Annotated in this window: 11 protein-coding genes and 1 pseudogene; all 12 read left to right on the forward strand. The window is 35.2% G+C overall.

All coding sequences use genetic code 11. From position 1 onward, the window contains the following. Positions 1-9 precede the first annotated feature (9 nt). On the forward strand, positions 10-672 hold the full coding sequence (locus NFR82_RS02080; RefSeq protein WP_420908725.1) for an amino acid ABC transporter permease: 663 nt from the start codon (positions 10-12) through the stop codon (positions 670-672). A 66-nt stretch (positions 673-738) separates the two neighbouring features. Then, positions 739-1662: a DUF2974 domain-containing protein gene (locus NFR82_RS02085; protein ID WP_251716493.1), complete on the forward strand. Its 924-nt coding sequence runs from the start codon at positions 739-741 to the stop codon at positions 1660-1662. A gap of 107 nt (positions 1663-1769) precedes the next feature. Then, positions 1770-2237: a Dps family protein gene (locus NFR82_RS02090; protein WP_251716494.1), complete on the forward strand. Its 468-nt coding sequence runs from the start codon at positions 1770-1772 to the stop codon at positions 2235-2237. A 350-nt stretch (positions 2238-2587) separates the two neighbouring features. After that, a complete protein-coding gene (locus tag NFR82_RS02095; protein WP_251716495.1) occupies positions 2588-6382 on the forward strand; it encodes a mucin-binding protein in 3795 nt (1264 codons plus the stop codon). 130 nt (positions 6383-6512) lie between these two features. Next, positions 6513-7208, forward strand: a complete 696-nt coding sequence (gene rpiA / locus NFR82_RS02100; RefSeq protein ID WP_251716496.1) for a ribose-5-phosphate isomerase RpiA — start codon at positions 6513-6515, stop codon at positions 7206-7208. A 73-nt stretch (positions 7209-7281) separates the two neighbouring features. Continuing rightward, positions 7282-8205, forward strand: a complete 924-nt coding sequence (locus NFR82_RS02105) for a nucleoside hydrolase (RefSeq protein WP_251716497.1) — start codon at positions 7282-7284, stop codon at positions 8203-8205. Beyond that, the gene (locus NFR82_RS02110) at positions 8205-8930 is read left to right on the forward strand and encodes a GntR family transcriptional regulator (RefSeq protein WP_251716498.1); all 726 of its coding nucleotides are present in this window, start codon (positions 8205-8207) and stop codon (positions 8928-8930) included. The genes NFR82_RS02105 and NFR82_RS02110 overlap by 1 nt, the downstream gene beginning before the upstream one ends. A gap of 365 nt (positions 8931-9295) precedes the next feature. Further along, complete coding sequence (locus NFR82_RS02115) at positions 9296-10678, forward strand: APC family permease (RefSeq protein ID WP_251716499.1); 1383 nt, start codon at positions 9296-9298, stop codon at positions 10676-10678. Positions 10679-10854: 176 nt separating this feature from the next. Then, on the forward strand, positions 10855-13254 hold the full coding sequence (locus NFR82_RS02120) for a phosphoketolase family protein (RefSeq protein WP_251716500.1): 2400 nt from the start codon (positions 10855-10857) through the stop codon (positions 13252-13254). A gap of 87 nt (positions 13255-13341) precedes the next feature. Next, positions 13342-14193 (forward strand): patatin-like phospholipase family protein, encoded by an 852-nt coding sequence (locus tag NFR82_RS02125; RefSeq protein WP_251716501.1) that lies wholly within the window; start codon positions 13342-13344, stop codon positions 14191-14193. Beyond that, positions 14193-14444 (forward strand): hypothetical protein, encoded by a 252-nt coding sequence (locus NFR82_RS02130; protein ID WP_251716502.1) that lies wholly within the window; start codon positions 14193-14195, stop codon positions 14442-14444. The genes NFR82_RS02125 and NFR82_RS02130 overlap by 1 nt, the downstream gene beginning before the upstream one ends. A gap of 111 nt (positions 14445-14555) precedes the next feature. Beyond that, positions 14556-15027: pseudogene (locus NFR82_RS02135) on the forward strand (nitroreductase family protein); the annotation flags it as partial.

Raw genomic sequence — 15027 nt, forward strand, 5'->3', positions numbered from 1 at the left:
GAATGAATTATGGATTTTGGTCAAGCTTATTCATGGATTAATATCCAATTCCTTCTTCGAGGATTGTGGGTAACAATCTATGTTTCAATAATTTCAATTTTATTAAGTTTTATTATTGGCCTAATTTTAGGAACGATTCGTTATACAAGGGTTCCTATTTTATCAAAGATTGTTGGCTTTGTAGTTGATATTATTAGAAACCTGCCACTACTTTTAATTATCTTTTTCACGTATTTTGGCCTTCCAGCAATGGGCTTGCAGGTGAACCCAGTGGTAGCTTCAATTATTGCTTTGGTAGTCTTTGAATCGTGTATGATTGCAGAAATTATCCGTGCCGGTATTGCTTCAGTTCCAGTTGGACAAATGGAAGGTGCAAGAAGTAACGGTATGACTTATATTCAGGCTTTGTTCTATGTCGTTATGCCACAGGCCTTAAAGAAAATGATCCCAACGCTTTTGTCACAATTTGTTTCATTAGTTAAGGATACTTCACTTGCAACAATCATTATCTTGCCTGAGCTCTTATACCATGCTCAAATTGTTTACAGTCAAGATACTAATTATATGATTCCAATGTACTTGATTATTGCAGTCATGTACTTTATTGTTTGTTTCTGTTTATCAATGTTTGCTAACTATTTGCAAAAACGTTTTGATACAAAAACAAACTAGTTTTCTTTAAAATACTAACTACATGATATATCAAGTGTAGTTAGTATTTTTTATTGGGTAAAAGTTATGGATATTAATAAACAACTTACCGACCTTGAAAGAGTCGAATTAACTAAAAAAGCTTATGATGAATTAAAACTCGGTGAACAAATTGTTGTTAATGATCACTTAATTGGAACAGTAGTGGAAGCAATTTATGCTCAGGATGGAATGAGAGCATTTGTTATTGCTAATCAAACAGAAGTTACGATTTTATATAAAGGTTCATATGGAATTTCTAAAGGCAATCCAACTACTTGGAGGGATGAATGGCTACGGACGAATTTGCCAATTTTGGTTGCGTTATTAGTTAATGAACGACGAGTTCCTAGTCAATTGAAATCTGCGGCTCAAGTTTTAAATAAAACTCTTAAAAAGCACCCATATGTGCATTTTTATTTATATGGACATTCACTTGGTTCAATTAATGCACAGTATGCTTTGGCAAATTGTCATCATCCACAGCAAATTGCTGGAGCTTATCTTTATGAGGGGACAAATATTTGGCTATTGCTAGATCAAAAGCAACGAAAAATTGTTAATAAACTTCGTCCGAAAATAAATAATTATGTTGATATTTATGATCCAGTAACTTTAGGAATTACTGCTAGTCATCATATGGTTGGAAAGCTTTGCTATGTAGATAGTGAACCGATGCCTCCAATTAAGCAACATATGTGGGGCGGTTACCAGTTTGATAAGGAGGGAAAATTAAAACTCCGTGAAGTTGATGCCGCCTTTTTAGAGGAAAGTATGAGCGAACGAAAGTTATTAAAACGTTCGAATGATTTGGCCAAAACTATTGAAACAATGGGACAAAAGTATCAAGTTAAAGAACTTGTTACTAAAAAGAGGTTGGCTTTGCAGCATCGACTACCTGATCATGAGTCTTGGAATAAATTAACAGAAATTTTTGATAAAATCGGTTACTTAAAGGATAGAGATAATTGACACAGTATATTAATATAAATAAAAATTTCGAGACGTTTAATTAGTATTATGGGTGAATACCTGTTATGGTGGAGCTGTTAGAGGTTTTAAGAAATAAGGAGGATAATATGAAATATCCAAAGACTAAAGAAGTTTTGAATCAATTAGTAGCAGATTTAACACAAATGCACATGATTGTGCACCAACACCACTGGTACATGCGTGGCAACCGCTTCTTAAAGCTTCACCCATATTTAGATGATGTAATGGCTGAATTAGCTTCTCAACTTGATTATGTATCAGAAAGATTAGTTACATTAGATGGTAGCCCTGTTTCAACTTTAGGTGAAATTGTGGAAAAGACTAAGATCCCTGATGAAAAAGGAAATTGGGATGAAACTATTGATGAACGTTACGCTAAGATCGTTGATGGTTACCATTATCTTGATAAATTATATGAAAAAGGTATTGAAGTCAGTGCCGAAGAGGGCGATGACTCAACCAACGATATGTTAATTTCATTCCATACTGCAATTGAAAAGAGAATTTGGATGATGTCAGCCGAAATCAACAAGGCTCCAAATCTTGATAAATAGATATTAAAAATTAAAAATGGCTTCTCTGCGCATTTAACAGAGAAGCCATTTTTTGTGCCAAGCTTTATACTTATTTCAATTTGAATAAAAAAGAAACAACGCCAATTTAAATTTCTTTCAAAATATTTTTTTGATTTCTTTCTGTTATTGTTATGAAAGAAATAATATTATCTATAACTTTTATAGGTGATTTAAGTTGTAAAATCATTTTCTATTCCTCATGAACTCTGTAATTTTAGCAATGGATCCGTTATTTTGAAATTATTGCCTTTTAAAAAACATATGTTATATTAATACATGTTCAAAACATATACAAACACAGAGATATAGATTAAGTCGGAGAAATAAAAATGTTATCAAGAAATAATAAAATAAAAAAGATGGAGCAAGCTGCTCAACGTCAAAATCACTTTAGTATTAGAAAATTAACTATTGGTACTGCTTCAGTTTTACTTGGTACTTCATTGTACTTTGGCACTCAAACTAGCCAAGTACATGCCGAAGTTAAGAGTGGAAATGGTGTTCAGTCCACTACAGTTGGAGACAGCGAAGCTCCTGCAAGTTCAGCAGCTAAGCCGCTTCAAGTAGCAAGTTCAGCGGCAGTTAAGACACTTCAAGTAGCAAATTCAGCAACAACTAAGTCAAGTGCTGCATCATCATCAAGCGCAGCAACTTCAAGTAGCGCTGCTACTATAAGCGCAGCTAGTTCAGCAGCTTTAAGTAGCGTTGCCACTTCAAGTGCTGCAAACAATGATATTGAAACTACTACTTTAAAAATTGAAACTAATAAGGATGTAAAGAAAGTTGATGCTAAGAAGCTTGTAAATGCTTTAGATGAAGATAAAACTTCGACTAACAAGGCTACTGAAAAGCAATCATACCAAGTTAATATTAGCTTTTGGAATGATGTAACTAATGCACCATTAACTTATACTGGAAAATTACCTGCAACTAACGGTAGTTTTAATCAAGAAGTAAAAGCTGGTGATCTGGTAGGTATTTTGGGAATGGCCCCAACTGGATATAAGTTACTAAACCCAGAAGCTATTACCTCTAACTTTGAGATGAAAGGTAATCTGGCCTATGTAGATGGTCATGATGTTGATATTACTTTACACTACGCACCACTCTCACCAATTTACGTAGAATATGTAAATGAAGAAAACGGTAAAGTTTTATCTACTACAGGAGTAGGTTCAAATACTTCAAGTAGTCAAAGTATTGCCAATACTGCGGGCGATGTTATGTATCCTGGCGAATCTAAGTTTTTAGTTCACGCCATTGATATCCCTGGTTATGAATTAGTTTCTGATCCTGAATATATTGGTTACTATGATCAAGTTCAATCAGCAAATAACTCAAATCCAATTATTGTGCAATTTAAATATAAGAAGATCACTCAAAATGATGATCCTAAAGAAATTAAAGCAGGAGCTAACGTAGATGGTCAATGGTTTGGCCCAGTTTGGGAAAAATTACCTGGTGGATTTAATGCTACTGGTGTATATGGTGTAACTTACGAAGAAGAAAATGGTGACATTGAAGCTAAATACCAAGCGATGATTGATCGCTACCAAAAACAAGGCTATTCCTATGTAGGAACTTTTAATTACCATAAGAATAGTGATTACTTCAACTTTAACGAAGCTGGAATTTCAGTTGATTTAATTCCTAATAAACCTGTCAAAGTTCATTATGTTGACGAAAATAACAAAGAACTTCAACCTTCAATAGAAGTTGCACAAAATCCTAATAACCCCGATCAAACCAATAACGGTATTAATGATGCAGCTCACTGGCATCCAGAAGGACATTGGGCAGTAGAAGCTAAAGATATTCCTGACTATGTTTTGACTAAAACTTATGGTGCTACCAGTGGTAGTTATGTTCCTTATGAGTATAATGTAACTTTTGTTTACACTAAAAAAGAAACCAAAGTTCCAACTACTCCACCTGTAGATAATAAGGAAGTAGCTGGCGCAGTATTGTATATCGATGATACTACTAAAACTACATTAGATACTGTGAAGCTTGAAGGTAAAGTAGGTCAAAAGATTGACTATAACACTGATCCTACAATCAAGAACTATGAAAAACAAGGCTACAAGTTAGTTTCAAGCGACTACAAGAACGGTGATGAAACATTCACTAACGGTAGTAATGTATTTGAAGTCCACTTCAAGCATGGAACTACTCCTATTAATCCTAACCACCCAGGTATCCCAGGTGAACCAATCACCACGCCAGAAGGCCCTAAGTTCCCAGATGGTACTTCAAAAGAAGACCTTGAAAAGACAGTAACTCGTACAATTACTTATGTTGCAAGCAGTCAAAAAGATGGCTATCCATTTACTGCACCTAAGACAGTAACTCAAAATATTAAGTTTACTGCTGAAGGAACTATTGATAATGTAACTGGTAACTTAGTAACTGTTGACAAAGATGGTAATATTATTAACCAAAAAGGTGAATTAACTTGGACTCCAGAAGACAGTACTTTAGATGCTGTAAACTCACCAGTAGTAAATTACTACCACGTAGTAAGCGTCAGTGCAGATTCTAAAGACAACGTAAATGTTGATGCAACTACTGTTAACCATGATAGTAATAACATCAATGTTGTTGTAACTTACGCACCAAACGGTCACATTATCCCAGTTGATCCAAATGGAAACCCAATTCCTGATGTACCAACTACAGACTTACCACCATATCCAACTGATCCAACCAACCCTTCAAAGGTTGTACCAAATGTACCAGTACCACAAATTCCTGGCTACATTCCAGATATTCCTGGTAAGGATCACAACGTGCCAACTCCACCAAATCCAGGTGATGATGTGAAGGTACCTTACATTAAGAAGGAAACTGCAACTGTACCACCATTGGTAGATACTAAACCAGAAGCAGTAATCGGAAGTGTAACTTACATTGACGATACCACTGGTAAGACTTTATCAACTACAACTATTGCCGGTGAAGTAGGTCAAAAGATTACTTACACAACTACTTCAACTGTTGATAAGTACGAAAATGAAGGTTATGACTTTGTTTCAAGTGACTTTGAAAATGGTAACGAAGTATTTGAAAAGACTGGCAACAAGTTTGAAGTTCACTTTACTGAAGGTATTATACCTGTAAACCCACAAAATCCAGGTAAGCCAGGTGAACCATTAAATCCTGATGATCCAGAAGGTAAGGGTCCTAAATACCCACAAGGTACTGATGAAAAGAGTCTTAACAAGACTGTAACTCGTACTATTAAGTTCGTTGATGAAAATGATAATGAAGTAGCTAAGAGTATTGAACAATCAGTTCACTTTACTGCAAGTGGTGTTCTTAACAAGGTAACTGGTGAATGGATTACTCCATTAACTTGGTCACCTAAAGAAGAAGCAATTTTAAGTGAAAAGGTTCCAGTTGTAGAACACTACCACGTAGTTAATATTAGTAAAGATGGTAATGGATTAACTTCTGTTAACGGTGTAACTCTTAAGGCAATAGATAGTGATTATGATGTAGTGGTAACTTACAAGGAAAATGGACACATTATTCCAACTGACCCAGAAGGTCACGTAATTCCAAACGCACCACAACCACAATACCCAACTGATCCTAAGAACCCAAGTGGTGTAACACCAAACGAACCAGTACCAGAAGTACCAGGTTACACTCCAGAAAAATCAACTGTAACTCCACCTAACCCAGGTGAAGATATTCCAGTTGTATATGTACCAGTAACTCCAAGTACTCCAAGTACTCCAACTGATCCAACTCCAGCTCCACAGCCACAACCAAATCCAGATACTAATGTTCCTGATGAACCAACTCCAGAAGTACCAAATGAAGGTGCGCCAATGCCACATCCACAAACTCCTGAAGTTCCAGAAGAACCAGCTGATGACACTTCAAATACACCAGCACCACATGCCACAACTCCAGAAACTCCAGTTTCTGAAGAAAAGGGTGAAGTGCCAGTAGTTCATGCAGCAAGTGATAATGAAGAAGCACCAATGCCACATGCAACTCAAGAAGCATTACCACAAACCGGTGAAAAGACTTCAGTTTCTGGAATTATTGCCGGAGCATTGGCTTCAGCATTAGGTATCATTGGTTTGGCTAGCCGTCGTAAAGAAGATAAGTAATTAGTTGATTAAACTAAAAGATTTAATCGTCTAAAAACTAAACTGTCGATAGAATATTCAAAGCACCTAGTTAGGTGCTTTTTTGTTATAATTAAGTCGATATATATTTTGTTAATTAAAGAGGAAAAACATGGATAAACAAGAGCAAGATCGCTTAAAAAAAGAAGCTGCGAATAAAGCAGCTATGATGGTGAAATCAGGATCAACTTTAGGTGTTGGTACAGGTTCTACAGTAGCTTTCTTTATTGATGCTTTAGGCGAACGTAAGGATAAAGAGGGTTTTAGCTTAGCTCATATTGTTACTACTTCTAACAGGAGTAAAAAACAACTTGAAAGTTTAGGATTTAAGGTAGAAGAATTATCAGCAATCGATCAAGCAGACTTAACAGTCGACGGTGCTGATCGAGTTGATGATGAATTAAATGGAATTAAAGGTGGTGGCGGTGCCCTAACTTTGGAAAAGAATGTTGCCATCAATTCTAAAAAGATTATTTGGATTGTAGATGAATCTAAGTTAGTTCATCGCTTAGGTGGCTTCCCGCTTCCAGTTGAAGTTTTACCAATTTCATGTGAACAAAACTTTAAGCGTTTTGAACAAGAAGGCTTGAAACCTCAATGGCGAATGGATGAAAATGGTGATCGCTATGTAACTCATTATGGTAACTACATTATTGACTTGGCAGCTGATCCAGTTCCTGCGCCACACGGATTAGCAGATTTTCTTGACCATACAGTTGGTGTAGTCGAACATGGATTATTCCTTGATATGTGTGATAAAGTAATTATTGCTCATAGCGACGGAACAATTGAAGAAAAAGAAAGATAAAAAAATAGCAGTGGACAAATCACTGCTTTTCTTTTTTAATTAATTTAAATGATAAAGTGAAAGGAAGATTTCAATGACAAAAAAGCCATTAATCATTTCTACTGATCCAGGTATTGATGATATTGCTGCAATAACCATCAGTCTTTTTTCAAAAGATTTAGATGTAAAAATGATTGTTCCAACTTGGGGTAATGTTGCACTTGAATATACCTTACAAAATACCCTAAATCTTGAAAAGTTCTTACATACTGGAGTTCCAGTAGCTGAAGGTGCAAATCAACCATTGGTAGCACCTAAAATTAGTGCGGCATCAGTTCATGGTAAGACAGGAGTTGCAGGTTTCGACTTTGAAGAAGCCACTAATGAATTGGTTGTTCCAGGTCTTGCTGCAACTTTAATGTACAATGAAATTATGGATAGCCCTGAAAAGGTAACTTTGCTTGGAATTGGACCATTAACTGATTTTGCCTTACTTTTAAAGCAATATCCAAATGTGGTTGAAAACATTGAAGAGATTGTAATTATGGGTGCAAATATCGGTCGTGGAAATCACAGTCCACTTGCCGAATACAACATTGCAGGGGATCCAGAAGCCGCTCAGGTTGTTTTTCAAAGTGGTTTACCAATTAAAGTTGCACCTCTTGAAATTGGCAATAAGACCCACATTACGCCCGAAGAAATGCGTGAAATCGATAAAAGCGGCGAAGTTGGTCATATGCTTTATTCACTCTTTTCAAATATTCATGAACCTGATGGTGACCCAAGAATTAAAATTTTTGATCCAACAGCCGTCGGATTGATACTTTGTCCAGAGGTCTTCACCATAAGGGATGCAAATGTTCAAATTGAAACTAGTGGTAAGTTTACATACGGTGCTAGTGTAATTGATTTTATGTCAGAAGAAGTTAATGCACAAGTTGCTACTGATGTTGATGTTGATTCATTTGCAAATTGGTTTATTGATGGCGTAAGAAAAGCAGATCAAGGAAGACAATAATGGCTGACTTTGTATATCGCAAGGTGATGCAAGATATAAAAAATAAAATATTAAATAATGAATATCCCGAAATGCGATTACCAGATGAGCGTAGTTTGGCCGAAGAATATTCGGTCAGTCGTTCATCAATGAAAAGAGCACTTGGAGTGCTAGAACAGGCCGGAATTGTATTTAAAAAAAGAGGTAGTGGTACTTTTATTAATCCACTCTATCTAAAAAATAAGGCACTTTTTCGTTATGATGGTTCAAATTTGGGACTAACAGATAGTTTTAAAGTTCCAGGTAAAAAACAGACTATTAAGCTTATTGATTTTAAAGTCGTCAAAGCTTCAAAAGGTATCGCTCAAGACTTATTCTTGAATTCAAATGATTTTGTTTATGAATTTAAGCGATTGCGTTTACTAGATGATCAACCATTTTTGATTGAAACAGGATATTTACCAATAAAAATTGTGCCAGAATTGACGCCAGAAATTTTGCAAAGATCATTGTTTAATTATTTAGAAGAACAACAAAATAAGGCAGTAACCAAATCATTTTTGAATATCACAGTTCAACCATCAAGTCTTGAGGATCAATCATTAATGAAATTAAGAGATACTGAACCAGTTGGAGTAATGGATGGTATTTTCTTTTTAGATGATGGAACGCCCTTTGAAGTTTCTAATATGCGAGTTCATTACGAATATATGAGATTCAACACCTTTGTAAATTTAAATGAATAACTAAAGATTTGAATTACTAAATTAAAAATAAATTTTAAATTAAAATTGACAAAAAAGATTTATCATGCTTTAATTATAGCAACAAAAGGAAAGGAGAAATACGATGAATAACTTATACTCAATTCATAACTTTTTTAACTTTGCTTACTTTATGTAGAGTTTGTACTCTTTTCTTGGGTACAAACTCTGAACCGTTTGTACCTGAGCAAAGTTATTTGGATTGAGGCTTTGCTAGGTAATCTAGTAAAGCAAAAAAGGTTATTATCGCGTTTCTTTACGTGGAAAAGTTTTTTGAAAGCTAACTAGATTACTGTGGTAGAACTAGTTAGCTTTTTTATTGAAATTTTATAAAGAGAGGATAAGAGATGAAGTTTGATCTTCTGAGAAAAGAAAGTATCGGTAGATACTTAAGTACCGATAAAAAATTTGTCAAAACTTTGGGAGCAAAAGACTTATTGGCTTTAGGAATAGGTGCTGTAATTGGAACTGGAATTTTTATTTTACCAGGTACAGTGGCTGCAACAACTGCAGGACCAGGAGTTACACTTTCATTCTTGGTTGCTGCACTGGTTTGTGGTTTGTGTAGTATGTGCTATGCTGAATTATCTTCAAGTATACCTGTAGCTGGGTCAGCATATTCATACGGTAATTTGCTTTTTGGCGAAATTATTGGTTGGATTCTCGGTTGGGCCTTAATTTTAGAATATATGCTTTCTGTAGCGGCAGTTTCTTCAGGTTGGGCAGCTTATTTTAACGCTTTATTAAATAGTGTAGGTTTATCCTTGCCCCATGCTCTAACAAATGCTTATAATCCGGGACAAGGAACATATTTTAATTTGATGGCTGCCGTTAGCGTCTTATTAATTGCTCTCATGTTATCAAGAGGATTAAAAGAATCAATGAGAATTAATAATATTGCTGTGGTCCTCAAAATAATTATTATCTTTGTTTTTGTTGGTGTAGGACTATTTTTTATTAAACCTTCAAATTACAAACCTTTCTTACCATTTGGCACTACGGGAATTTTTCATGGTGCTACGACAGTTTTCTTTGCCTTTCTAGGTTTTGACTGTGTGTCTGCTTCTGCAGCAGAAGTGAAAAATCCTAAAAGAAATATGCCAATTGGAATTATTGGAACCTTAATAATTGCAGCTATTTTGTATATGGCAGTTTCAGTTGTTTTAACAGGAATGGTTCATTTTGATAAATTAGATGTTGCCAACCCTGTTGCCTTTGCTTTGCGTCAAGTTAATCAAGGCTGGTTAGCTGATCTTTTATCTTTAGGAGCATTAGTTGGAATGAGTACTATGATGATTTCAATGACTTATTCTAGCTCGCGATTGGTTTATTCTATTGGTCGTGATGGCTTATTACCTCCAGCTATTGGTAAAATTAACAAAAAAGGTTTACCTGCAAATGCGTTATGGTTGGTTACTTTAATTATCATCTTAATGGGTGGATTCTTCTCATTAGATGAATTAACTCACTTAGTATCAATTGGGACTTTACTTGCATTTACCTTTGTTTCGTTTGGTGTTCTTTTGCTTAGAGGGAGAAAAGATTTACCAAAGCCAAGTTTTAAGGTGCCATTTTATCCAGTATTACCAATTATTTCCGGTTTAGCATGTATTGGTATGATGTGTTTCTTGCCACTTAATACATTTATTTTTGCTGGAATCTGGTTTGGAATTGGATTGATTATTTATCTAACTTATGGATATCATCATAGTAAAATTAATACAAAATAAATTATAAGGGCGAGAATATTAAACTCTCGTCCTTTTTTTCATGTATTAATTTGTAATATTAATTGTATATTCAAAATTGGATCGTCCCAATTTTTATAAAAGTTGAACTTTTGCAAAATGCTGGTATTATAAAGTTATAGCAAAAAGAATTTAATGAGTTGCAAAAGGAGATAATTATGTCAGTTAATTATGATTCACAAGATTACTTAAAGAGTGTAGATGCATACTGGCGTGCAGCAAACTATCTTTCAGTTGGACAATTGTTTTTAATGAAAAATCCACTTCTTAAAAAGCAATTAGTAGCCGAAGATGTAAAACCAAAGCCAATTGGTCACTGGGGTACTATTGCTCCTCAAAACTTTATCTATGCCCACTTAAACCGTGTGCTCAAGAAATATGATCTTGATATGTTCTATATCGAAGGTTCAGGTCATGGTGGTCAAGTTATGGTATCTAACTCATACCTTGATGGTTCATATACTGAACGCTACCCAGAAATTACTCAAGATGAAAAGGGTATGACAAAGCTCTTCAAGCGTTTTAGTTTCCCAGGTGGTGTGGCATCTCACGCTGCTCCTGAAACTCCAGGATCAATTCATGAAGGTGGGGAATTAGGATACGCACTTTCACACGGTGTTGGTGCAATTTTAGATAATCCTGATGTCATCGCTGCAGTTGAAATTGGTGATGGTGAAGCGGAAACTGGTCCACTTGCCGCAAGTTGGTTTAGTAATAAGTTTATTAATCCAATTAAAGATGGTGCAGTTCTTCCAATTTTGCAAATTAATGGTTTCAAGATTTCTAACCCAACCATTACTTCAAGAATGAGCGATGAAGAATTGACTGAATACTTCCGTGGTATGGGTTGGGACCCACACTTTGTTTCTGCATTTAAGGGTGGCCGTTTCGATGGTGAAAAGGATATTATGCAAGTCCACGAAGAAATGGCTAAGACCATGGATGAGGTAATTGAAGAAATTAAGGCCATTCAAAAGAATGCGCGTGAAAATAATGATGCAAGTATTGCACATTGGCCATTAATTATTTTCCAAGTACCAAAGGGTTGGACTGGTCCTAAGAAGGACTTAGATGGTAATCCAATTGAAAATTCATTCCGTGCTCACCAAATTCCAATTCCTGTTTCTCAAGATGACATGACCCATAAGGATATGCTTGTTGATTGGCTTGAAAGCTACAAGCCTGAAGAATTGTTCAATGAAGATGGTTCACCTAAGGATATTGTCTTAGAAAACACTGCTAAGGGCGACAAGCGTATGGCTATGAATCCAATCACTAATGGTGGTAAGGATCCAAAGCGTCTTAACATGCCGGATTATCGTGATTTTGCTTTGAAGTTTGATAAGCCAGGTTCAATTGAAGCTCAAGATATGGTTGAATGGGCTAAATACTTAAATGAAATTTCTAAGTTGAATCCAACCACTTTCCGTGGATTTGGTCCAGATGAATCTAAGTCAAATAGATTATTTGAACTTCTTGATGATCAAAAACGTCAATGGGAAGCTGAAATTCATGAACCAAATGATGAAAACTTGGCACCAGCTGGTCGTATAATTGACTCACAACTTTCAGAACACCAAGATGAAGGTTTCCTTGAAGGTTATGTTTTAACTGGTCGTCATGGATTCTTCGCTACTTATGAAGCATTCGGCCGTGTAGTTGATTCAATGCTTACTCAACATATGAAGTGGCTCAGAAAAGCTAAGGAACAATACTGGCGTCATGATTACCCTGCACTTAACTTTGTAGCAACTTCAACTGTATTCCAACAAGATCACAATGGTTACACTCACCAAGATCCAGGTATTTTAACTCACTTATATGAAAAGAATCGTCCAGATCTTATTCATGAATACTTGCCAGCAGATACTAACACTTTGCTTGCTGTATCAAATAAAGCATTCCAAGATCGTGAAAGTATCAATGTTTTAGTAACTTCAAAACAAGAACGTCCACAATGGTTCTCAATTGATGAAGCTACAAAGCTTGTAGATAATGGTTTAGGTTACGTTGATTGGGCTTCAACTGATAAAGGTGCAAAACCTGATGTAGTCTTTGCTTCAACTGAAACTGAACCAACTCTTGAAACTTTGGCTGCAATCGATATCTTACACAAAAAGTTCCCAGATCTTAAGATTCGCTACATTAATGTTGTTGATATTATGAGATTGATGAACACTAAGGATAATCCAAAGGCAATTTCTGATGAAGAATTTGACCGCTTATTCCCAGAAGATGTTCCGGTAATCTTTGCATGGCATGGTTACAAGAGTATGATGCAATCAATTTGGTTCGGAAGAAAGCGTGCTAATGTTCATATTCACAGTTATGAAGAAAATGGTGATATTACTACTCCATTTGATATGCGTGTCTTGAACCACTTAGACCGTTATGACTTGGTTAAAGATGCAGTAGAAAGTATCCCAAGTTTAGCTGGTAAGAATGAAGACTTCATTAATGAAATGGATTCAATGCTTGCTAAGCACCACCAATACATTCGTGATAATGGTAAGGATATGCCAGAAGTTACTGAATGGAAATGGGAAGGGCTTAACTAATAAGATCATTAGTCTAGTATAAAACACTCTTAATTGAGTGTTTTTTTGTATAATAAATATATGATAATCTGATTTGGGAGATTTTATATGAAAAAGGGTCTTGTTCTTGAAGGTGGAGCAATGCGTGGCCTCTTCACAGCAGGAGTTATTGATGCATTGCTAGAACATAATATTGAGTTTGATGGTGCAGTTGGGGTTTCTGCTGGGGCTGCTTTTGGCGTAAATTATAAATCAAAGCAGATAGGGCGTAGTTTACGTTATAATTTACGTTTTGCAGGTAATCCACGTTATGCAAGCTGGAAATCCTGGCTAAGATCTGGAAATTTATATGGGGCCAATTTTTGTTACCATTTAATTCCTGATGAACTTGATAAGTTTGATAAAAAAGAATTTATACAGAATCCGATGGAATTTTGGTCTGTTTCTACTGATGCTAGTACAGGTGAAGCTAATTATCACTTGTTAACAGATTGTGGATATCTTGATCTTGAATGGGTTAGAGCGTCAGCTTCAATTCCATTTTTTGCTAACCCTGTCGCAATTCATGGTCATTTTTATTTTGATGGTGGGGTATCTGACTCTATTCCGATTAGATTTGCACAAAAACATTACGACAAGAATGTCATAATTACAACTCAGCCGAAAGAATATCGGAAGGCAGCAGATAGATTATGGCCGATTGAAAAAATAGTTTTAAGAAAATATCCAAATGTTCTCAAAAAAGTAAAGACTAGATCACAAGATTATAACAATTGTTTAGACTATATTGAAAAAGAAGAAATCGCAGGAAGTGTTTTTGTGATTAGACCACCAGAAGCCTTAGATATTGGTACAATAGAAACAAATAAAGATAATATAAAACGAGTTTATAATATTGGTTATTATGAGGCTGAAAGGCAATTAGAAAAATTAGTTGAATTTCTAAGAGAGGAAGACTGATGAAAAGGTATCGTCCGAGTACAAAATTAGTGATGATTGGTGTAGTTTTGATGTTGGCAGGTGTAATTTGTTGGGGTATAGAGTCACCACTTAAAAATAATCCCAATACTTTGTTTTTGTTTCCATTAGGATTATTATTTATTTGTAGTGGTGGGCTAGAGCTAACCATAACTGCATTCATTACTTTGCGAAAAAATGATCTTGCAGCACGAAAAAGAATTGAAGAAGCACAAGAAAAAAATAAAAGATAAGAAATGATTTTACTTATATAAAATTGGAGCATTTAAGCAAATTTTTTAATATAATATAGTCTTAAGGGACGAATACTCATTGAGTGGACCATAAATTAGGAGGTAACTTACATGGAATTCGATGAAGTTTTTAAAAATGAAAGGGTAACTAGAAAGTTTACCAATAGGAAAGTCTTAGATCGAGTAATAACCAAAGTCATTAAAGAAGCTCAGCACTCTCCATCTTTACTTAATTCACAACCTTGGAAAGCTTATGCAGTTACAGGCGAAAGCTTGGAACATATTAAAGAAGAATTTAAGAAAAATACTGCTGCTAAAGTGCCGGCTGCTGATGAGTTTGCATCAATGTTATCGCTTGAATGGGATACTTTTCCAAGTCAAAATATGGCTATGATGGGAGCATCACAAACATACTTTTTTAGAAATAAGATTAATTTATTTAATCAAGCTAATAATGAATTGTTTAATGCTCCTGTAATTGTATATTTAACTATTCCAAAGAATTAACCAGCATGGTCAGTATTTGATTTAGGAATATTTGCACAAAGCATTATGTTAGTTGCAATTAATAATGGTTTATCTG

Source organism: Lactobacillus agrestimuris (assembly GCF_943193025.1).
GTDB lineage: Bacteria > Bacillota > Bacilli > Lactobacillales > Lactobacillaceae > Lactobacillus > Lactobacillus agrestimuris.

Bases quoted from the DNA above. Each gene is read 5' to 3' on its own strand.
- NFR82_RS02080 (WP_420908725.1), top strand. From the start codon at position 10: ATGGATTTTGGTCAAGCTTATTCATGGATTAATATCCAATTCCTTCTT.
- NFR82_RS02085 (WP_251716493.1), top strand. From the start codon at position 739: ATGGATATTAATAAACAACTTACCGACCTTGAAAGAGTCGAATTAACT.
- NFR82_RS02090 (WP_251716494.1), top strand. From the start codon at position 1,770: ATGAAATATCCAAAGACTAAAGAAGTTTTGAATCAATTAGTAGCAGAT.
- NFR82_RS02095 (WP_251716495.1), top strand. From the start codon at position 2,588: ATGTTATCAAGAAATAATAAAATAAAAAAGATGGAGCAAGCTGCTCAA.
- rpiA (WP_251716496.1), top strand. From the start codon at position 6,513: ATGGATAAACAAGAGCAAGATCGCTTAAAAAAAGAAGCTGCGAATAAA.
- NFR82_RS02105 (WP_251716497.1), top strand. From the start codon at position 7,282: ATGACAAAAAAGCCATTAATCATTTCTACTGATCCAGGTATTGATGAT.
- NFR82_RS02110 (WP_251716498.1), top strand. From the start codon at position 8,205: ATGGCTGACTTTGTATATCGCAAGGTGATGCAAGATATAAAAAATAAA.
- NFR82_RS02115 (WP_251716499.1), top strand. From the start codon at position 9,296: ATGAAGTTTGATCTTCTGAGAAAAGAAAGTATCGGTAGATACTTAAGT.
- NFR82_RS02120 (WP_251716500.1), top strand. From the start codon at position 10,855: ATGTCAGTTAATTATGATTCACAAGATTACTTAAAGAGTGTAGATGCA.
- NFR82_RS02125 (WP_251716501.1), top strand. From the start codon at position 13,342: ATGAAAAAGGGTCTTGTTCTTGAAGGTGGAGCAATGCGTGGCCTCTTC.
- NFR82_RS02130 (WP_251716502.1), top strand. From the start codon at position 14,193: ATGAAAAGGTATCGTCCGAGTACAAAATTAGTGATGATTGGTGTAGTT.